General features: G+C 73.1%; 18 protein-coding genes and 1 pseudogene. 11 read left to right on the top strand and 8 right to left on the bottom strand.

Annotated elements, in window-relative coordinates; all coding sequences use genetic code 11:
• Positions 1-53 precede the first annotated feature (53 nt).
• From ACZ4XD_RS10975 to ACZ4XD_RS10945, 7 genes are all read left to right on the top strand, one after another.
• Complete coding sequence (locus tag ACZ4XD_RS10975; protein WP_468040499.1) at positions 54-962, top strand: glutamate ABC transporter substrate-binding protein; 909 nt, start codon at positions 54-56, stop codon at positions 960-962.
• A 132-nt stretch (positions 963-1,094) separates the two neighbouring features.
• Positions 1,095-1,742, top strand: coding sequence for an amino acid ABC transporter permease (locus tag ACZ4XD_RS10970; protein WP_468040497.1), 648 nt, complete (start codon positions 1,095-1,097; stop codon positions 1,740-1,742).
• Between the two features lie 73 nt (positions 1,743-1,815).
• Positions 1,816-2,751: an amino acid ABC transporter permease gene (locus tag ACZ4XD_RS10965; protein WP_468040495.1), complete on the top strand. Its 936-nt coding sequence runs from the start codon at positions 1,816-1,818 to the stop codon at positions 2,749-2,751.
• 185 nt (positions 2,752-2,936) lie between these two features.
• The gene (locus tag ACZ4XD_RS10960) at positions 2,937-4,730 is read left to right on the top strand and encodes an FAD-dependent monooxygenase (RefSeq protein WP_468040492.1); all 1,794 of its coding nucleotides are present in this window, start codon (positions 2,937-2,939) and stop codon (positions 4,728-4,730) included.
• Entirely contained in the window at positions 4,723-4,809 is an 87-nt protein-coding gene (locus ACZ4XD_RS10955; protein WP_311044721.1) for a putative leader peptide, read from the top strand. The genes ACZ4XD_RS10960 and ACZ4XD_RS10955 overlap by 8 nt, the downstream gene beginning before the upstream one ends.
• Before the next feature lie 79 nt (positions 4,810-4,888).
• Positions 4,889-5,431, top strand: coding sequence for a cupin domain-containing protein (locus ACZ4XD_RS10950; protein WP_468040490.1), 543 nt, complete (start codon positions 4,889-4,891; stop codon positions 5,429-5,431).
• Positions 5,428-5,814 (top strand): rhodanese-like domain-containing protein, encoded by a 387-nt coding sequence (locus ACZ4XD_RS10945; protein ID WP_468040488.1) that lies wholly within the window; start codon positions 5,428-5,430, stop codon positions 5,812-5,814. The genes ACZ4XD_RS10950 and ACZ4XD_RS10945 overlap by 4 nt, the downstream gene beginning before the upstream one ends.
• Positions 5,815-6,099: 285 nt before the next feature.
• On the opposite strand, the gene recX is transcribed toward ACZ4XD_RS10945, so the two are convergent.
• The 4 genes from recX to ACZ4XD_RS10925 form a co-directional block, all read right to left on the bottom strand.
• A complete protein-coding gene (gene recX, locus ACZ4XD_RS10940) occupies positions 6,100-6,756 on the bottom strand; it encodes a recombination regulator RecX (protein WP_468040485.1) in 657 nt (218 codons plus the stop codon).
• A gap of 6 nt (positions 6,757-6,762) precedes the next feature.
• Entirely contained in the window at positions 6,763-7,881 is a 1,119-nt protein-coding gene (recA, locus tag ACZ4XD_RS10935; protein WP_468040482.1) for a recombinase RecA, read from the bottom strand.
• Between the two features lie 243 nt (positions 7,882-8,124).
• A complete protein-coding gene (locus ACZ4XD_RS10930) occupies positions 8,125-9,345 on the bottom strand; it encodes an AI-2E family transporter (protein WP_468040715.1) in 1,221 nt (406 codons plus the stop codon).
• Positions 9,346-9,479: 134 nt separating this feature from the next.
• A complete protein-coding gene (locus tag ACZ4XD_RS10925) occupies positions 9,480-9,674 on the bottom strand; it encodes a DUF3046 domain-containing protein (RefSeq protein ID WP_042159897.1) in 195 nt (64 codons plus the stop codon).
• Between the two features lie 77 nt (positions 9,675-9,751).
• Between ACZ4XD_RS10925 and ACZ4XD_RS10920 the strand changes: the two genes are divergently transcribed.
• Complete coding sequence (locus ACZ4XD_RS10920) at positions 9,752-10,672, top strand: hypothetical protein (protein ID WP_468040479.1); 921 nt, start codon at positions 9,752-9,754, stop codon at positions 10,670-10,672.
• A 15-nt stretch (positions 10,673-10,687) separates the two neighbouring features.
• On the opposite strand, the gene ACZ4XD_RS10915 is transcribed toward ACZ4XD_RS10920, so the two are convergent.
• The 3 genes from ACZ4XD_RS10915 to ACZ4XD_RS10905 form a co-directional block, all read right to left on the bottom strand.
• Positions 10,688-10,996: an AzlD domain-containing protein gene (locus tag ACZ4XD_RS10915; protein ID WP_042159901.1), complete on the bottom strand. Its 309-nt coding sequence runs from the start codon at positions 10,994-10,996 to the stop codon at positions 10,688-10,690.
• Positions 10,993-11,829: an AzlC family ABC transporter permease gene (locus tag ACZ4XD_RS10910; protein WP_468040473.1), complete on the bottom strand. Its 837-nt coding sequence runs from the start codon at positions 11,827-11,829 to the stop codon at positions 10,993-10,995. Before ACZ4XD_RS10910 ends, ACZ4XD_RS10915 begins: the two co-directional genes overlap by 4 nt.
• A 78-nt stretch (positions 11,830-11,907) precedes the next feature.
• On the bottom strand, positions 11,908-12,813 hold the full coding sequence (locus tag ACZ4XD_RS10905) for a helix-turn-helix transcriptional regulator (protein WP_468040713.1): 906 nt from the start codon (positions 12,811-12,813) through the stop codon (positions 11,908-11,910).
• 141 nt (positions 12,814-12,954) lie between these two features.
• On the opposite strand from ACZ4XD_RS10905, the gene ACZ4XD_RS10900 reads away from it, so the two are divergent.
• From ACZ4XD_RS10900 to ACZ4XD_RS10890, 3 genes and pseudogenes are all read left to right on the top strand, one after another.
• Complete coding sequence (locus ACZ4XD_RS10900; protein WP_468040471.1) at positions 12,955-17,724, top strand: Lhr family helicase; 4,770 nt, start codon at positions 12,955-12,957, stop codon at positions 17,722-17,724.
• A 139-nt stretch (positions 17,725-17,863) separates the two neighbouring features.
• Positions 17,864-18,673, top strand: a complete 810-nt coding sequence (locus ACZ4XD_RS10895) for an Fpg/Nei family DNA glycosylase (RefSeq protein ID WP_468040469.1) — start codon at positions 17,864-17,866, stop codon at positions 18,671-18,673.
• A gap of 59 nt (positions 18,674-18,732) precedes the next feature.
• Positions 18,733-19,541: pseudogene (locus ACZ4XD_RS10890) on the top strand (SDR family NAD(P)-dependent oxidoreductase).
• Here the strand turns inward: ACZ4XD_RS10890 and ACZ4XD_RS10885 are convergent.
• Positions 19,489-19,848 (bottom strand): hypothetical protein, encoded by a 360-nt coding sequence (locus tag ACZ4XD_RS10885; protein WP_468040467.1) that lies wholly within the window; start codon positions 19,846-19,848, stop codon positions 19,489-19,491. The pseudogene ACZ4XD_RS10890 and the gene ACZ4XD_RS10885 sit on opposite strands and share 53 nt — an antisense overlap.
• Positions 19,849-19,857 lie beyond the last annotated feature (9 nt).

The raw sequence follows: 19,857 nt of genomic DNA, 5'->3' as shown, positions 1-19,857 counted from the left end.
CGCAGTCGGGCCACCATCATTGCCAACACCTGCTGAACCAAAGGATGTTCACCATGAGGATTCGTAAGACGGCTGCGGCCGGTGCGGTGGTGCTCGCGCTGGCGGCGACGGCGACCGCCTGTGGCGGCGAGAAGGGTGCGGCGGGCGACAAGCCGGCCGGCGGCGATCTCTTCAGCGGCAAGTACAAGGTCGCCTCGGCGCCCAAGATCGACTCGCCGGTGCTGAAGAAGGCACAGAAGGCCAAGAAGATCGTCATCGGCGTCAAGGCCGACCAGCCGTTCCTGGGCTTCAAGGACACCACCGGCAAGTACTCCGGCTTCGACATCGAGATCGCCAAGATGGTCGCCGCCGACCTCGGCTTCTCGGAGAAGCAGATCGAGTTCAAGACGATCGACTCCAACGTCCGTGAGACCACCATCTCCAACGGGCAGGTCGACTACTACGTCGGTACCTACACGATCAACGACGAGCGCAAGAAGCAGGTCGGCTTCGCGGGCCCGTACTACACGGCCGGCGCGGACCTCCTGGTGCGCAAGGACGACAAGGCCATCACCGGACCGGACACCCTCAAGGGCAAGAAGGTCTGCTCGATCGTCGGCTCCACTCCGCTCCAGGAGATCAAGAAGAAGAAGTACGGCGCCGTCACCAGCGAGCAGTCCAAGTACTCGGACTGTGTGAAGAACCTGCTGGACGGCCAGGTCGACGCGGTCACCACCGACGACGCGATCCTCAAGGGCTACGCCGCCCAGCGCCCCGAGAAGCTCCGGGTCGTCGGCAAGTCGTTCACCAAGGAGCCCTACGGCGTCGGCATGAACAAGGACGACAAGGCCCTGCGCGACGCGATCACCGACGCGCTGGAGAACCACATCAAGAACGGTGACTACAAGAAGGCGTACGACGGCACGCTCGGCAAGTCCGGGTCGAAGTTCGTCGCCCCGGAGACGCCGCTGCCCCGCGGCTGAGGCGCTCGCGAACCCACCGATCTGCGCCGCCCCGTACGCCCGCCGCGGCGGGTGTACGGGGCGCGCGGTGTCTTCGCCCGCCGCTGACCCACTTCCCGCCGTGTACCCGATGACCGCTACCGCGGAGACCCCATGAACGTACTCCTCGATTATCTGCCCGAGTTCCGGGACGGATTCCTCGGAACGCTGGCGATCACCGCGTCCAGCGCCCTGCTCGCGCTGGTACTCGGCGTGCTCATAGCCGGTTTCCGGGTCTCCCCGATTCCGCCGCTGCGCGCCTTCGGGACGGCCTGGGTCACGGTGCTGCGCAACACGCCGCTGACGCTGCTCTTCCTCGTCGCCTTCTTCGTCGTCCCGCAGGTCCTCTTCCAGGGGGCGAGCCCCTACGTGCTGGCCACACTGGCGCTCGGCTTCTACACCTCCTCCTTCGTGTGCGAGGCGGTGCGGTCCGGCATCAACACCGTGCCGCTGGGACAGGCGGAGGCCGCGCGCAGCCTCGGAATGACCTTCGCCCAGACGCTGGGCCAGATCGTGCTCCCGCAGGCCACGCGCACCGTACTGCCCCCGCTGAGCAGCATCTTCATCGCGCTGACGAAGAACTCCGCGATCGCCGGAGCGTTCGGCTACGGCGAACTGTTCAACGTCTCCAAGCTGCTCAACGACAAGGGCTACGCGATCGCCTGGATCTTCCTGTGGACCGCGCTCGCCTACCTCATCATCACCTTCGCCATCAGCGCCGTCTTCCGGCTGCTGGAGCGCCGGATGGAGGTGGCCCGATGAGCGGCCGCGAGGGGCGGATCAGCACGACGTGGGTGCCACGCGCAGGCGCGGCGGAACAAAGCGAGGTAAGGGCATGAGCGGCGCCAGCGTTCTCTACGACGTACCAGGACCGAAGGCGAAGGTACGCAACCGCGTCTACTCCGTCGTCGGCGCGCTCGCGGTGCTGGCGCTGCTCGTCTTCACCGTGCTGCGGCTGAACACCCAGGGCCAGCTGGAGCCCGAGGTGTGGAACATCTTCAACAACGCCGGTGTGCGGACCAACATCCGCGACGGCCTGGTGACCACGCTTCAGGTCTTCGCGGTCGCCGCGGTGCTGTCACTGGCGCTGGGCGTGCTGCTCGCGGTGGCGCGGCTCTCGGACCACCGGCCGGTCCGCTGGCTGGCGACCGGCTTCATCGAGCTCTTCCGCGCCGTACCGCTGCTGATCACCATCTATGCCCTGTGGGTGCTGCTGCTCAGCAACCGGGGAAGCCTCGGTCTGACCGGCGACCAGCCGCAGTTCTGGGCCCTGGTCATCGGCCTGACGGTCTACAACGGCTCGGTCCAGGCCGAGGTGCTGCGGGCCGGCATCAACGCCGTGCCCACGGGCCAGCGCGAGGCCGCGTACGCCCTGGGCATGAGCAAGACGCAGGTCATGACGACGGTGCTGATCCCGCAGGCGGTGCGGGCGATGCTGCCGACGATCATCAGCCAGCTGGTGGTGACGCTGAAGGACACCTCCCTCGGCTACATCATCACCTTCGAGGAACTGCTCTTCACCGCCCGCCAGATGAGCACCAACATCATCGTCAACGGCAACGACACCTATGTGCCGTTCATCATCGTGACCGGCAGCATCTACGTCGCGATGTGTCTGGCACTGTCCGCCCTCGCCAACTGGATCGAGCGGCGCGGCCGGCGGGCCAAGACGGGTATCGGAGTCGCCGCGGCCGGCGAACCGGTGACGGCCACCGACGCGATGGAGGTCTCCGACGCGGCGGTCGACGGGCCGGTCACCACGAAGGACTGACGGCACCGCAGGCCGTCCCGCGGCCGATATCGATCCGTCCGGAGGCGGTGGCACCCTCGCCACCGCCTCCGTCACTTGACGCGAGCGGTCGCAGTGGGTTGCATACGCTGTGTGATCACGCACCGGGCTCCAACTGCCAGTTCCCGCATGTCCCGTACGTACCAGCGGCCCCGGGGAGCTGCGCCGTGGACCCGGTGATCGTCGTCGGGGCCGGCCCGGTCGGCCTCTCCCTCTCGCTCGCCCTCGCCCGCCTCGGCGTCCCGACCGTCGTCCTCGACGAGACCACCGGCCAGGAGGAGACCCGGCCCGCCCGCACCGTCGTGCTCCGCCCGGACACCGCCGCCTTCGTCGCCCGGCTCGGCTGCGCCGACACCCTGGACAGTGCCGGCGCCCACTGGACGGCCTGGCGCACGATGCGCCGCCGGCGCCTGCGGGAACGCGTCACCTTCGCCCCGCGGACCCCCGACGGCGCGGCCGCCCCCGCCACCGCTTCCCCGCTCCACCTCCCGCAGCACGCGCTCACCCGCGCCCTGCGCGCCGCGCTCGCCCACGAGAAGCTCGCCGAGATCGTCACCGGCAGCCGGCTCACCGATCTCGAACAGGACGAGCACGGCATCAGCGCCCACACCCGCGGCCCCAACGGCACATGGTGGCGCGGGAGTTACCTCATCGGCTGCGACGGCCCCCGGTCGACCGTCCGCAAGCTGCTGGACATCCGCTTCCCGGGCCGTACGGCCGTCGAACGGCATGCGGTGGCCGCGCTGCGCTGCGAGCTCCCCTGGCCCGGCGAGGCCCTGCTGCACCGCTCGCCGCCCCGGCAGGGCGGCGGACCCGGCAGCGAGGTCTCCGCCCGCCCGCTGGCCGGCCATGTCTGGCGGCTGGACTGGCTGCTGCCGCCGGGGCGCGAACTGGTCACCCCGGACGCCCTGGTCGCCCGGATCCGGGACTCGCTGGCCGGCTGGACCAGTGAGTCCCCGGCGGGCCCGGCCGACGAGACCGGCGCGGAGGGCGACGCCGCGCTCCCCCGGGGACGCGGCCACGGCCGGCTGGTCCCGCCGTACGAACTTCTCGACACGGGCGTGCACACCGTCCACCACCGGCTGGCCCGGGACTGGCGGCAGGGCCGGGCCTTCCTCGCCGGGGACTCCGCACATCTGCTGGGCGCGCTCGGCACCCAGGGCCTGGACGAGGGGCTGCGGGACGCCGAGAACCTCGCCTGGAAGCTGGGCCTGGCCTGGCATCACGGCGCGTCCGACGTGCTGCTCGACAGCTACCAGGCCGAGCGCCGGGGCGCGGTCGCGGCCCGGCTGCGTGCCGCGGACCAGGCGCTGCCGCTGCTGCGCGACGGCCGCGCGGTCCGCTGGCGCACCGTCCTGCCGGGCGCGGCGCGCGGGCGCAGCACCCTGCTGACCGACGGCCACCTGGGCCGAGGCCCACTCGGCGCACCGCCCGTCTATGCCCGCACCCCGCTGGGACCGCCCGACGGGCAGGCCGGCGGCCTCCTCGTCGAGACACCGCCCGGCGCGCCGGTCACGGATGTGGCGGTGACCGCGTCGGACGGCTCGGTGGTGCGGCTGCGCGACCGGCTCGGGCGCGGTCTGCTGGTGGTGCTGGTGGCCCCCGGCACCGGCGTCTGGGACCGCCGGCACTGGCAGTCGGCCGGCCTGATGCCCCGACTGGCCGAGGCGGTCGACGCGTTGCCGATGGACGCCGAGATCCTGGTCACCGAGGCCTATCCGGGTGCCTCCGCGCACACCGTGCTGCTCGTGCGGCCGGACGGCCATCTGGTCACCGCGCTGTCCGGCGTCCGCCCGGCCGAGATGGCCGCGTGCGCGAACGCCGTACGGGGCGGGGCACACGGGCCGGTGACCGGGGCCGGCCGGGAGGCCGCGGCACCCGGGGGCGACGCGGCCGGAGAGGGGGACGCTTCCGCGGTTGACCCTGTGGGAAGCTCCGTGCTTCACTCCGAGGATGACTGATCACAGCTCGCGATTCTGGCGGAGGGTCCATCTCGACCTGGTCCGCTACGCGGGCTGCATGTGTCGTCCGTCCTGTTGATCCGCATCTTCCTTCCCCGCGCGGCCGCCCGCCTCCGACCGGCAGCCGCGCCTCTTCGCGATCACTCAGGACGGTTTCCGTGCCCGACGTACACACCCCTGCGCGCCCGCCTGCCCTCGGCAAGGACGGCGGGCCCAGCGCCTCCGAACTCCTCGACTTCGCCCGCCGGGCGGCCACCGATCCGGCTCTGGTCGCTTCGCTCCCGCTCGACCCCGAAGGCCGTACCTGGCTGCGGCTGGACGGGCCGGGCGGCAGCGAGGCGTGGCTGATCGGCTGGCCGCCCGGCACCGGCACCGGCTGGCACGACCACGGCGGCTCGCACGGCGCCTTCGCGACGGCGGCGGGTGAGCTGACGGAACAGTCGCTCACCGCCGCACTGCCCACCGAGGGCTGGAAGACCCTGGAACTCGCCGACGGCGTGGACCGGGAGCGCCGGCTCAGCGGCGGGCACGGCCGGGCCTTCGGCCCGCACCATGTGCATCAGGTGCTCAACCTCTCCGCGGACACCCATGCGGTGTCGGTGCACGCCTACTACCCGCCGCTGCCGCTGATGCGGCGCTACAGCCGCACCGGGCCGGTGCTGCGGCTCGAAGCGGTCGAGCAGCCGGAGGAGTGGGCATGAGCGCGGTCGATGCCCTGCTGGCGCAGGCCCGGCGCCAACTGGGGCACCGGGTGGATCCCCTGGAGGCCGCCGCCCTCCAGGAGGCGGGCGGGCTGCTGGTGGACATCCGCTACGCGGAACTGCGGGAGCGTGACGGCACCATCCCCGGCGCCCTGATCGTCGAGCGCAACGAACTGGAGTGGCGGCTCGATCCGACGGGCGCACACCGCGCCCCGGAAGCGACGCACCACGATCTGCCGGTCGTCGTCATCTGCAACGAGGGCTACGCATCGAGCCTCGCCGCCCTCTCGCTACGCCAGCTGGGGCTGCACCGGGCCACCGATCTGGCGGGGGGATTCCAGGCTTGGCGGGAGGCGGGGTTGGGGGTGGAGGTGGGGGGCTGAGGGCGCCCACACCTGCGTCCGGGCCACGCCCCCGCCGGGTCCGTCGCCCGCGCCGCGACGAAGTCGCCGTTGCCCTCAGTCAGTTGTCCTCTGTCCTCTGTCCTCTGTCAGTTGTCCTGGAGCCGGTGGCCCCGCCGGGCTCAGTGCGCGGCCGCCCGGTCACCCGCCCCGCCGGCCTCATGGTGCGGCCGCCCGGGGTCACCTGCCCCGCCGGGCTCAGTGCGCGGCCGCCCGGTCACCTGCCCTGCCGGATTCGCTGACGGCTGTGGTGGCGGCCGCCGACCCTCACATATCCAGCAGACCGTGCTGCTCCAGAAGATCCGGATCCTCGCCTTCCTCCTCCAGCGCCTGTTTGACGACGCGGAGGGCGAGGCCCTCCGGGTATCCCTTGCGGGCCAGCATTCCGGCCAGGCGGCGAAGGCGCTTCTCGCGGTCCAGGCCCCTGGTGGCCCGCAGTTTCCGGTCGACCAGCTCGCGGGCGGTGGACTCCTCCTGCTCGGAGTCGAGGCGGCCGACGGCCACATCGATGAGGGCGGAGTCCACTCCCTTGGTGCGGAGTTCGCGGGCCAGGGCACGCCGGGCCAGGCCGCGCCCATGGTGGCGGGACTCCACCCAGGCGTCGGCGAAGGCCGCGTCGTCGATCAGCCCGACGTCCTCGAAGCGGGACAGCACCTCGTCCGCGGCCTCCTCAGGGATGCCCCGCCGGCGCAGGGCGTCCTCGAGCTGCTTGCGCGTACGCGGATTCCCGGTGAGCAGGCGCAGGCAGATGGCCCGCGCCTGCTCCTCGGGCGTACGCGGTGGCCCCGACTCGGCCCTCGACGAGGAGGGGCCACCGCTGTCCTCACGGCCATGACGGCCCCTGCGGCCGCTACGGGTCTCGGCGTCGCCGGCAGCGCTGTCGATCTCGTCCTCGCTGCCCGGCCATTCCGTTCGCCGTGTCATGGCGGGCTAGCTCTTGGCCGCGGCGGCCTTGGAGCCCTTGGCGCCCTTGGCCGCCGGTGCCGGAGCCGCAGCCGGGTCGGCCGCCGCCACCGCGGCGTCCGTACCGGGCTCCGCCGCCGGGTCCTGCGGCTGCACGCCGATGCCGAGCTTCTCCTTGATCTTCTTCTCGATCTCGTTGGCGAGATCCGGGTTGTCCTTGAGGAAGTTGCGGGCGTTCTCCTTGCCCTGGCCGAGCTGGTCGCCCTCGTAGGTGTACCAAGCGCCGGACTTGCGGATGAAGCCGTGCTCCACGCCCATGTCGATCAGGCCGCCCTCGCGGCTGATGCCCTGGCCGTAGAGGATGTCGAACTCGGCCTGCTTGAAGGGCGGGGAGACCTTGTTCTTCACGACCTTGACGCGGGTGCGGTTGCCGACCGCGTCCGTGCCGTCCTTGAGGGTTTCGATGCGGCGGATGTCGAGACGCACCGAGGCGTAGAACTTCAGCGCACGGCCACCGGTCGTGGTCTCCGGCGAGCCGAACATCACGCCGATCTTCTCGCGGAGCTGGTTGATGAAGATCGCGGTGGTCTTGGACTGGTTGAGCGCGCTGGTGATCTTGCGCAGGGCCTGGCTCATCAGCCGGGCCTGGAGGCCGACGTGGGAGTCGCCCATCTCGCCCTCGATCTCGGCCCGCGGCACCAGGGCGGCGACGGAGTCGATCACGATGAGGTCGAGCGCGCCGGAGCGGACCAGCATGTCCGTGATCTCCAGTGCCTGCTCGCCGTTGTCCGGCTGGGACAGGATCAGGGAGTCGGTGTCCACGCCGAGCTTCTTGGCGTACTCCGGGTCGAGCGCGTGCTCGGCGTCGATGAACGCGACGGAGCCGCCGGCCTTCTGGGCGTTCGCGACGGCGTGCAGGGTCAGGGTCGTCTTACCGGAGGACTCCGGGCCGTAGACCTCGATGACGCGGCCGCGGGGGAGGCCGCCGACGCCGAGCGCGACGTCGAGGGCGGTGGATCCGGTCGGGATGACCTCGATGGGCTCCTTCGACCGCTCCCCCATGCGCATCACGGCGCCCTTGCCGAATTGCCGTTCAATCTGTGCGAGCGCGGCGTCCAGCGCCTTCTCGCGGTCAGTGCCTGCCATGGGTTCCACCCGATTTGCTTGAGTCGATCGCTTCACGTCCATGACGCTAACGCCTGCCACTGACAATGCGCCCGGACCCGGCTCCGGCCTGTGGATAACTCCGCGAAAAGCCCGAGGACAGCGGCCGGAGCTCCCATGAGAATGGATGTTCGATTTTGGTGTCAAGCGGCCTCACCGCTACGTCGTGGGCGGGGAACCGCCCCGCGCGAGGCCGCCCCGCCCCTTCGAGGGTGCGCCCCTCCGTCAGCCGGCGTCCTGGCCCTCGGCCGGAGCGCCGTCCGCCTTCCGGTCCTCCAGCGGAGCCGACGGCTGCGTGTCGTGCAGGTTCCGCCGCATACGGGCCAGGGCCCGGACCCCGGGCTCGCGTCTGCCGTGGACCCGAGGGTCGTCGGTGACCTCGTACCGCTTCACATACGCGCCGAGGAAGGCTTGCAGGGTCGCCGTCGCCGGGATCGAGATCAGCGCGCCCACCGCGCCCATCAGGGCGGTGCCGGCGACGACCGAGCCGAAGGCGACGGCGGGATGGATGTCCACCGTCTTGGCGGTGATCCGGGGCTGGAGGAGGTAGTTCTCGAACTGCTGGTAGGTCACGACGAAGCCGAAGACCCACAGGGCGTACCAGGGATCGACGGTGAACGCGATCAGGACCGGCAGGGCGCCCGCGAGATAGGTCCCTATGGTCGGGATGAACTGGGAGACCAGGCCCACCCACATGCCCAGCGCCGGGGCGTACGGGACCCCCAGGATCTCCAGCAGCACGTAGTGCGCGATACCGGAGATCAGCGCCATCAGGCCGCGCGAGTAGAGATAGCCGCCGGTCTTGGCGACCGCGATCTCCCAGGCGCGCAGCACCTCCGCCTGGCGGTGCGGCGGCAGCACGGAGCACAGCGCGCGGCGCAGCCGGGGCCCGTCGGCGGCGAAGTAGAACGAGAACAGCGCCACCGTCAGCAGGTTGAACAGGCTGCCCAGCACCGTCGCGGAGACGGCCAGCACGTTGTTGGCGCTGTCCGTGACGTACTTCTGGAGCCAGTCCGACTTGAGCAGGTTGTTCTGCACCTGGACCCGCGAGAGGTGGGTGTGCAGGGTGTTGTTGATCCAGCTGATCACGGAGTCCAGGTACTGCGGGAACTCCTCGACCATGTTGGCTATCTGGCCGGCGAGCATGGAGCCCAGGAGCGCGAAGAATCCGGCCGCGGCGACGAGGATGCCCAGGAAGACCAGACCGGTGGCCAGCCCGCGCCGCATGCCCCGGGCCGCCATCCAGTCGACGGCCGGTTCGACGGCCAGCGCGAGGAAGAACGCGATCAGCACGTTCAGCAGCAGCGTGATCAGCTGGTGGAATCCCCAGGTGGCGAGCTGGAAGCAGGCCACCAGGGCGAGCGCGAGCACCATCGCGCGCGGAAGCCAGCGCGGCATCCGCGCATCGGACCGGTCCTCGGGGCGTGGGACGTCGTTGCTGGGGATCTCATCTGACTCGGGCACGGACCCAAGTGTTGCGTACGGTCATGACATTCCCGGTCCCGGACCGTGCCCCGGCCCCCGCCGCCCGGCCCTCGGGCCCTCTTCCGCCCAGGTCAGAGCCCTGTGAAGGGACCCGTTCAGCGTTTGTCGGACGGCACCTCCATGACCGAGCAGACCACCCGCCACACCTCCTTGGCGCTCCACCCCGCGTCCAGCGCCTCGTGCACGGTCCGGCCGCCGAGGCCGGACATCACATGATCGCGCGCGAAGGAGTCGGCATACGCCGCACCGAAGTGATCCGCCATCCGCTGCCAGAAGACCGTCAACCGCATGCCTTCAGTATCCCGCCCTGGGAGGGCAGCGGTCGCGAGCCGGTGCCACCGGGAGAAAACGGCCCTACGGTCAGCCCATGGCCGAAAACGCAAGCTCACTTTCGACTCCTCTGGCGCGAGCCGAGCGATTCGTCTGGCTGACCGCCCGGGTACTCGAGCAGCGGCTCTTCGAGTACCACTTCCTCGGCGGCGGGGCCGACCCCGTGGAGACCGCGCTCGCCGCGTACCGCAACGACGACGACGGCTTCGGCCACGCCCTGGAGCCCGATCTTCGCGGCCCGGTCAGCCAGCCGCTGCACACCGCGCACGCCCTGAAGGTCCTCGATCTGATCGGGCGGTGCGACGGCCGCCAGGTGGAGCGGATCTGCCGCTATCTGACGAAGATCTCCACCCCGGAGGGCGCGCTGCCCGCGCTGCACCCTTCGCTGCGCGGCTATCCGTCCGCGCCCTGGATCCCGGTGGTCGACGATCCACCGAGCGCCCTTCTGGCCACCGGTCCCGTGGTGGGTGTCCTGCACCGGAACGAGGTGTGGCACGCCTGGCTGTTCCGGGCCACGGACTACTGCTGGGCGGCCGTGGAGTCGATGGAGGAGACCCACCCGTACGAGGTCGAGGCGGCGGTCGCCTTCCTGGACGGCGCCCCGGACCGGCCGCGGGCCGCCGCGGCGGCGCAGCGGCTCGGCCGGATCGTACGGGACCGGCGTCTGGTGCTGCTGGACCCGGAGCGGGCCGCGGACGTTCCGGTGGCACCGGGGTACGCCCCCGGGGAGCACCACCTCCCCTACGACTTCGCGCCCGCGCCCGGCTCACTGGCCCGGGACTGGTTCACCGACCAGGAGATGGAGCGGGCGCTGGACCACCTCGTCGCGCTCCAGGAGGAGGACGGCGGCTGGCCGGTGAACTGGCGGGTGTGGGCACCCGGGACCGCGCTGGAGAGCCGTCCGATGGTGACGCTCAAGGCGCTGCTGACCCTCCGGGCGTACGGGCGTCCCCTCTAGGGGTGTCCGCGGCGCTCACCCTCCCAGGGCCCGCACCCCCGCGGTGACGGCCACGGCGACGCCGATGACCAGGAGGAACGGCGCCCGCAGGACGAGCGCGACGGCCGCGGCGGCCACCCCCGCGGCCTTGGCGTCGAGCATCAGGTGCCGGCCGTCGCTGAAGGTCTGCTGGGCGGTGAGCGCGGCCAGCAGGGCCACCGGCAGCAGCGCGGCCAGCCGTTTGACCAGCGGGCGCTCCAGCAGGCCGGCGGGTGCCGCCAGGCCGAGGTACTTGACCAGGTAGCAGCCGACAGCGGTGACGGCGATCGCGATCCAGACGTTCATGCCCGGTCCTCCTCGGTGGCGGGGCGGCTCTCGGGGGTTCCCTCCGGGCGCGCGGGCGGCCCGGCGTCGTGGGCCGGGCCGGCACCCGGCTCCTGCGCCGTCCCCCGCCCGCGGCGCCCCTGGACGACGAGGACAGCGGGTGCGGCGAGCGCCGAGACCAGCACCGGCACGCCGGTGGGCAGCAGCGGCAGCGTCACCATGACCAGCACCACGGCGAGACCGGCCGCGACCCGCTCCACGGTGTCCTTGAGCATCGGCGCCAGCAGCGCCAGGAAGACCGCGGGGCCGGCCGCGTCCAGGCCCCAGGCCTCGGTGTCGCCGAGCGCCTCGGCCCCCAGGGCACCGGCGAGGGTGGTGAGGTTCCACAGGACGTAGAGGCTCAGCCCGGTGACGGTGAAGCCGAGCCGGGCGGTGCGCCGGTCGGGCTGGGCCAGGGTGACGGCCGAGGTTTCGTCGATGACCCAGTGGGCGGCGAACGGCTTGACCGTGGCCCGGTACCCGAGGACGGCGGACAGCCGCAGCCCGTAGAAGGCGTTGCGGGCCCCCAGGAAGAACGCGCCGGCCGCTGCGGTGAGCGGGTTGCCGCCCGCCGCCAGCGCGCCGACCAGGGCGAACTGCGAGGCCCCGGTGAACACCAGCAGGCTCAGCGCGCAGGTCTGCAAGAGGCTGAGCCCGACGCCGGCCGAGGTCACGCCGAAGGCGAATCCGGAGAGGCCGACGGCGATGCCGACGCCGAGCGCGTCCCTGATGACGGCGGCGTCGGAGGTCGCGGGCGGTGCCGGCGGTGGTGGCGCGGCCCGCTCCGTGGTGCGTATCTCTGTCTGTTCTGGCACGTCCCGGACCTTAGGTTCCGGGACTGCCGCAGGTCTTGTACGTTCTTGCGCCCGCGCGCACGCCGCCCGGTCGCGCCCTCAGAGCCCGTCCGCTCGTACCGCCCGCCCCTGGGCCGACCGCTCCCTCCGGTACGCGCCGGGCGGTACACCGACGATCCGGGTGAAGTGCCGGTTCAGATGCGGCTGGTCGGTGAAGCCGACGGCGAGGGCCGTATCGGCGGGTGTGCGGCCCGCTTCCAGGAGCTTGCGGGCCCGGCGCACCCGGGCGTCGGTGAGCCAGGTGTGCGGCGGCATGCCGTAAGCGCTCCTGAAGGCACGCAGCAACGCGAACGGGCTGGTGCCGAGCTCCTGCGCCAGCCGCTCCAAGGAGGGCGGGTCGGCCATCCGCTGCTCCAGGACGGCCCGGGCGCGGGCGGCGGTCCGGGCGCCCGCGGTGCGGGGCGTACGCGCCGGGAGGGGAGCTCCGTAGCGGTGCAGCAGCCGGGCGAGGACGGTCCGCAGCAGGCTGTCGGCGGCCAGGGCGTTACCGGTCTCGGCGGCCCGGTGAATCTCGGTGATCATGCGGCCGAGCTGTGGCTCCTCGGCGGTCGTGCGGTCGAAGCCCGGGGTGCCGCGCAGCGCCGTGGTCTCCTCGGCGATCTCCGCGACGAGCTCGTAGGACGGGTAGAGCGTGGCGTAGGTCCAGCCCTCGGGTGCGCCCGCCCGCGCGGTGTGCGCGACCTCCGGGTTGATCATGATGATGCCGCCGTGGCCGGCCCGGACGGTGCCCTGCCGGAGCCCGACCTCCTCGATGCCGGAGGTGACCGCGCAGACCACATAGCCGTCGTGCGCGTGGCGGGGGAAGGAGTGCCGGACATAGCGGGCGCGCAGCAGGTCGAGGCCGGGCAGCCCGTCGTAGCGCCAGTGGCGCGCCCACTCGCCGCGCGCCCGCGGCACGGCCGCCGCGCCGGGCCCGCCGGCCGCCGCGCTCTCCCCGCTGACCATGACCATGCCGCCATTCTGCGTCCGCCGGACAGCCGCCGGCCCGCCCGTCCGAAGCGTGGACGGCCGGAAAAGGCCCGGTCGGCGGCGGTGGGCTCGGTGCGCGGGTCCGCGTTGTCAGTGGTCCGGTGCACGATGGGGGACATGGCCGAGGCAGCGTTCAAGACGTTCTCCCCCGCGACCCGCGGTTGGTTCGCCGGGGCCTTCAGCGCGCCCACGGCCGCGCAGGAGGGCGCCTGGCGGGCGATCGGCGCGGGCTCCGACGTCCTCGTGGTGGCGCCGACGGGCTCGGGCAAGACGCTCGCCGCCTTCCTCGCGTCCCTGGACGCGCTGGCGAGCACACCGCCGCCCGCCGAGCCGAAGAAGCGCTGCCGGGTCCTGTACGTCTCCCCGCTGAAGGCACTCGCCGTCGATGTCGAGCGCAACCTGCGCAGCCCGCTGACGGGCATCCGACAGGAATCGGTCCGCCTCGGGCTGCCGGAGCCGGACATCACGGTCGGCATCCGCTCCGGGGACACCCCGCCCGCCGAGCGCCGGTCGATCGCCAACCGCCCGCCGGACATCCTCATCACGACCCCCGAGTCGCTGTTCCTGATGCTGACGTCCTCGGCCCGGGAGGCGCTGGCGGGCGTCGAGACGGTGATCCTGGACGAGGTCCATGCCGTGGCCGGCACGAAGCGCGGGGCGCATCTGGCGCTGTCCCTGGAGCGTCTGGACGAGCTCCTGGCCCGCCCGGCGCGACGGATCGGACTGTCGGCGACGGTCCGCCCGGTGGAGGAGGTGGCCCGCTATCTGTCGCCGCGGCGCCGGGTGGAGATCGTCCAGCCGCCGTCCGGGAAGCGCTTCGACCTCTCGGTGGTCGTCCCGGTGGAGGACATGGGCGAGCTGGGCGGCTCGCCCGTCCAGGAGGGCGACACCGGTGCGAAGCCGTCCATCTGGCCGCAGGTCGAGGAGAAGATCGCCGATCTCGTCCAGGCCCATCGCTCCACGATCGTCTTCGCCAACTCCCGCCGTCTGGCGGAGCGGCTGTGCAACCGCCTCAACGAGATCGCCTACGAGCGGGCCACGGGCGAGGCCCTCCCGGAACACCACTCCCCCGCGGAGCTGATGGCCGAGGCCGGGGCCGCCAAGGGCGCACCGGCGCTGCTGGCCCGTGCCCACCACGGTTCCGTGTCCAAGGAGCAACGCGCCCAGGTGGAGGAGGACTTGAAGGCGGGCCGGCTGCCGGCCGTGGTCGCCACCTCCAGTCTGGAGCTGGGCATCGACATGGGCGCGGTCGATCTGGTCGTCCAGGTTGAGTCGCCGCCGTCGGTCGCTTCCGGGCTCCAGCGCGTCGGGCGGGCCGGCCATCAGGTCGGCGCGGTCTCGACGGGCATCGTGTTCCCCAAGTACCGCGGCGATCTGGTGCAGGCCGCCGTGGTCACCGAGCGGATGCGCTCCGGCGCCATCGAGGCGCTGCGGGTGCCGGCCAATCCGCTGGACGTGCTCGCCCAGCAGCTCGTCGCCATGGCCGCGATGGACACCTGGGACGTCGAGGAGCTGCTGGCCCTGGTCCGGCGGGCCGCCCCGTTCGCCGCGCTGCCCGAGTCGGCGTTCACTGCCGTGCTGGACATGCTCGCCGGCCGCTATCCCTCCGATGCCTTCGCCGAGCTGCGGCCGCGCCTGGTGTGGGACCGCGTCGCCCACACCGTCACGGGCCGCCCCGGAGCCCAGCGGCTGGCCGTCACCTCCGGTGGCACGATCCCCGACCGCGGCCTGTTCGGGGTGTTCCTGGCGGGCGGCGACTTTGGCAAGGGGGGCGGGCGCCGGGTCGGAGAGCTCGACGAAGAGATGGTCTACGAGTCCCGCGTCGGCGATGTCTTCACACTCGGCACGACGTCCTGGCGCATCGAGGACATCACCCGCGACCGGGTGCTGGTCACTCCCGCTCCCGGGGTACCGGGGCGGCTGCCCTTCTGGAAGGGCGACCAGCTGGGCCGCCCCCTGGAACTGGGCCGCGCACTCGGCGCGTTCCTCCGCGAGATCGGCTCGCTCGCGCCGGAGGACGCCGGGGCCCGGCTGTCCGCCGCCGGGCTGGACGACTGGGCGGTGTCCAATGTGCTCAGCTACCTCGCCGAGCAGAAGCAGGCCTGCGGCCATGTCCCCGATGACCGCACGATCGTCGTGGAGCGGTTCCGCGACGAGCTCGGCGACTGGCGGGTGGTCATCCACTCCCCGTTCGGCGCGCAGGTGCACGCCCCCTGGGCGCTGGCCCTCGGCGCCCGCCTCGCCGAGCGCCACGGCATGGACGCCCAGGTGATGCATGCCGACGACGGCATCGTGCTGCGGCTGCCCGACGCCGATCTGATGGGCCTCGACCTCCTCGACGGCGACGGCGCCTTCGACCCGCCCGCCGGCCCGCCCGGCCACGGCGCGGAGTACGACCCCGAGCAGTCCCCCGTGGGGGCCGCCGATGTCGCCTTCGACCAGGGCGAGGTGGACCAGCTCGTCACGGACCAGGTCGGCGGCTCCGCGCTGTTCGCCTCCCGGTTCCGGGAATGTGCCGCCCGTGCCCTCCTGCTGCCGCGGCGCAGCCCCGGCAAGCGCACCCCGCTGTGGCAGCAGCGCCAGCGGGCCGCCCAACTGCTCCAGGTGGCGAGCGAGTTCGGCTCCTTCCCGATCGTGCTGGAAGCGGTCCGCGAATGCCTCCAGGACGTCTTCGATGTCCCGGGCCTGACGGAGCTGATGGGGGACATCGAGGCCCGCCGGGTCCGCCTGGTGGAGGTGACCACCCCCGAGCCGTCCCCGTTCGCCCGCTCGCTGCTGTTCGGCTATGTCGCCCAGTTCCTGTACGAGGGCGACTCCCCGCTCGCCGAGCGCCGCGCCGCCGCCCTCTCCCTGGACTCCCGGCTGCTCGCCGAACTGCTCGGCCAGGCAGAGCTGCGCGAGCTGCTGGACGCCGAGGTGCTGGCCGAGCTGGAGCGCGAGCTCCAGTGGCGTACGGACGACCGGCGGGTCAAGGACGTCGAGGGCGTCGCCGACGTCCTGCGGCTGCTGGGGCCGCTGACCGATGCCGAGCTGACCGAGCGCGGCGCGGATCCGGCCTGGCCCCGGGAGCTGGCCGCCACCCGACGGGCCCTCTCCGTACGCATCGCCGGCGCCGACCACTGGGCCGCCGTCGAGGACGCCGGCCGGCTCCGTGACGCGCTGGGCACGGCGCTGCCGGTCGGTGTCCCGGAGTCGTTCACCGAACCGGTCAAGGACCCGCTCGGCGATCTGCTGTCCCGCTACGCCCGCACCCACGGCCCGTTCACCAGCGAGCAGGCCGCCGCCCGCTTCGGCCTCGGCACGGCCGTCACCGACGGGGCGCTCCAGCGTCTCGCCGCCGCCGGCCGGGTGGTCCAGGGCGAGTTCCATCCCGCGGGCATCGGCCAGGAGTGGTGTGACGCCCAGGTGCTGCGCAGGCTGCGCCGCCGCTCCCTCGCCGCGCTGCGCGAGGAGCTGGAGCCGGTGCCGCCCGCCGCGCTCGCCGCCTTCCTCCCCCAGTGGCAGCACGTCGGCCCGCCGCGCCCGGCACCGCCCGGCGGGGTGTCCGCGCCCCTCGGCGGCGCCTCGCACAGCCTGCGCGGCATCGACGGCCTGGTGCGCGCCATCGAGCAGCTCCAGGGCGCCCCGGTGCCCGCCTCCGCCCTGGAGAAGCTGGTGCTGCCGTCCCGCGTCGGCGGCTACACCCCCGCCCTGCTGGACGAACTCACCGCCACCGGTGAGGTGTTGTGGGCCGGCGCCGGTGCGCTCCCCGGCAAGGACGGCTGGCTCTCGCTGCATCTCGCCGACTCCGCCCCGCTGCTGCTCCCGCCACCGCTCCCGCTGGAATTGACCGCGCTGCACGAGTCGTTGCTGACCGCCCTCGCCCCCGGTTACGGGCTGTTCTTCCGCCAACTCGCCGACCAGGTCCGCGCCACCACCCACCCCGACGCCACCGATCCGCAGCTGGCCGACGCGCTGTGGGACCTGGCCTGGTCGGGCCGGCTGACCAACGACACCCTCGCCCCGCTGCGCGCCCTCCTCGGCTCGGGCCGTACGGCCGGCTCGACCGCCCATCGCGCCCGCCGCGCCGTCCCCCGGGGCCGGTACGGCTCGCTGACCGCGGCCGCGGGCCGCGGCGGCCGGCCCACCGCCTCCCGCTCCGGCCCGCCGACCGTGGGTGGCCGCTGGTCGCTCCTGCCCACCACCGAGCCGGACCCCACCCACCGCGCCCATGCCCTGGCCCGTGCGCTCCTGGACCGGCACGGCGTCGTCACCCGTGGCGCGGTCGCCGCCGAAGGGGTCGAGGGCGGGTTCTCCGCCGCGTACCGGGTACTGGCCGCCTTCGAGGAGTCCGGCCAGGCCCGTCGCGGCTATGTGGTGGAGGGTCTGGGCGCGGCCCAGTTCGCGATGGACGGGGCTGTGGACCGGCTGCGCGCGGTCAGCACCCAGCGGGAGCGCACCGCCGATGCCGCGTTGCCGGAGAGCGGCCCGGCGCAGTCCCGGCGCGGCGGCCCGCAGCGCGCCGTGGTCCTGGCCGCCGCCGACCCCGCCAACGCCTACGGCGCCGCGCTGTCCTGGCCCGAGCCGCCCGAGGGCTCGACCCACAAACCCGGCCGCAAGGCGGGCTCCCTGGTGGTCCTCGTCGACGGCGAGCTGACGCTCTACATGGAGCGCGGCGGCAAGACCCTGCTCATCTGGCCCCTCGGCCACGCACCGGACGGGCCCGCCACGGACCCGCGTCTCCAGCTCGCCGTCGAGGCCCTCACGGATGCCGCCCGCGCCGGCGCCCTGGGCACCATCACCACCGAACGCATCAACGGCACCGCGGCCCTCACCTCCCCGTACGCCGTCACCCTGGAGACCGCCGGCTTCCACCCCACCCCCCGGGGCCTGCGCCTGCGCGGATGACCTCAGCGGCGCCCCGCTCGGCGCCCGCCCCGCGGGCCGAAGGCTCCCGGCTCCCGGCTCCCGGCTCCCGGCTCCCGGCTCCCGGCTCCCGGCTCCCGGCTCCCGGCTCCCGGCTCCCGGCTCCCGGCATGATGGTGGCATGCCCGAAGGTGACACCGTCTGGCGCCTGGCCCAGCGGCTCCGCGACGCACTGACCGGCGGCCCGCTGACCCGCTGCGATCTGCGCGTGCCCCGGCTGGCGACGGTGGATCTGACCGGCCGCGGGGTGCTGGACGTCCTCCCCCGCGGCAAGCACCTCCTCACCCGCTTCGAGGGCGGTCTGACCCTCCACTCCCATCTGCGGATGGACGGCGCCTGGAAGATCTACGCCCCGGCCGAGCGTTGGCGCGGCGGCCCCGCCCACCAGATCCGAGCGATCCTCGGCACCGCGGACCACACCGCCGTCGGCTACCGCCTCCCCGTCCTCGACCTGCTGCGCACCGACGACGAACCCCGGGTGGTCGGCCACCTCGGACCCGACCTCCTCGGCCCCGACTGGGACCCCGCCGAAGCCCTGCGCCGCCTGCTCGCCACCCCGGAGCGCCCCCTCGGCGAGGCACTGCTCGACCAGCGCAATCTCGCCGGCATCGGCAATGTCTACAAATCCGAGCTGTGCTTCCTGCTGCACGCCTCGCCCTGGCTCCCCATGGGGGCACTCCCCCGGCCGGAACGCGTGCCCCCGCTCGCCAAGAAGCTCCTCGAAGCCAACAAGCGGCGCCCCGCCCGCATCACCACGCCCAGTGCCCGCCCCGACCGACGGCTGTGGGTCTACGGCCGAGCCGGCCGCCCCTGCCTGCGCTGCGGCACCGCGATCCGCACCGCCGACCAGGACCCCACCGCCGAGGAACGCGTCACCTACTGGTGCCCCACCTGCCAACCGGACCCACGGGGCGCCCGCCCCGCCGGCTGAACCGAAGGACCCCCGCAGCCCAATTGACGCACCGTCAGATCTCTCCCTACCCTCGTCCCATGCCTCTCACGGCGTACGACCTCACGGGCCGCACCGCGCTCGTCACGGGCGCGGCTGGGGGCACCTCCCACGCCCTTCAGGCAGTGGGGGAGGCATCGGCCGCGCCACCGCCACCCTCCTCGCCGAGGCCGGAGCCACCGTCCACTGCGCCGACCTCGACGAACCGGGCGCGCGGGCGACCGCAGCGGCCATCACCGCGGCAGCGGGCTCCGCGCACGCCCATCGGCTCGATGTCACCCGGCGCGAGCAGGTCGCCGCCGTCGTCGACGCCGCCCGCAGCTCCACCGGCCGACTCGACGTGATGGCGAACATCGCCGGGATCATGCACTCCGCCCCCGTCCTGGAGACCGAGGACACGGATCTGGACCGGGTCTGGAACACCAACTTCAAAGGCGTGCTGTACGGCTGCCAGGAGGCCGCCCGCGCCATGATCGCCACCGCCACCCGGGGCTCCCTCGTGAACATGGCCTCCGGCGCGATCGACACCGGCGCCCCCGGCCTGCTCTCCTACGGCGCCGCCAAGGCCGCCGTCGTCCAGCTCACCAAGACCCTGGCCACCGAGGTCGGCCGGCACGGCATCCGCGTCAACGCCGTCGCCCCGGGCTGGATCCGTACGGCGATGACCGACCGGCACACCGCGGAGGCGCAGCAGCAGGCGGAGGGACCAATGATCCGGATGTCGCCGCTGGGGAGGGTGGGTGAGCCGGAGGACGTCGCCCACACCGTGCTGCACCTGGCGTCGGACGCCTCGGCCTTCATGACCGGCCAGGTCCTCCGCCCGAACGGCGGCGTCGCCATGCCCTGGTGAGCGCCCCCCGGCGCTCCCGGACCCGCCGGGCCGCCCGTGCCATGGCGCGATGGCAGAGACCGTCCTTCCGGTTCTCCCGCGGTACGCAGTGCACCGGCAGCAGACTCAGCCCCCAGCCGCCCACCAGCACGGCCCCCTCGACCACCCCCGCCGACTGCGGCCACACCACCAGCCGGACCGCGGCCCACCACCACAGCCCCCCGCCGACGACCCCGGAGAGGACGACGGCCGCGGATATCCGGCGCCCCGGCACGGCGCCCGAACGCCGTCCGGCCGGCCCGCGGACCGCGACGTCATGCCACCCCATGGCTGCCTC

This window comes from Streptomyces sp. NPDC029466, from assembly GCF_055574515.1.
Note: the sequence above shows the minus strand (reverse complement) of the source record. Positions and strands in the feature narration are given on the sequence as shown.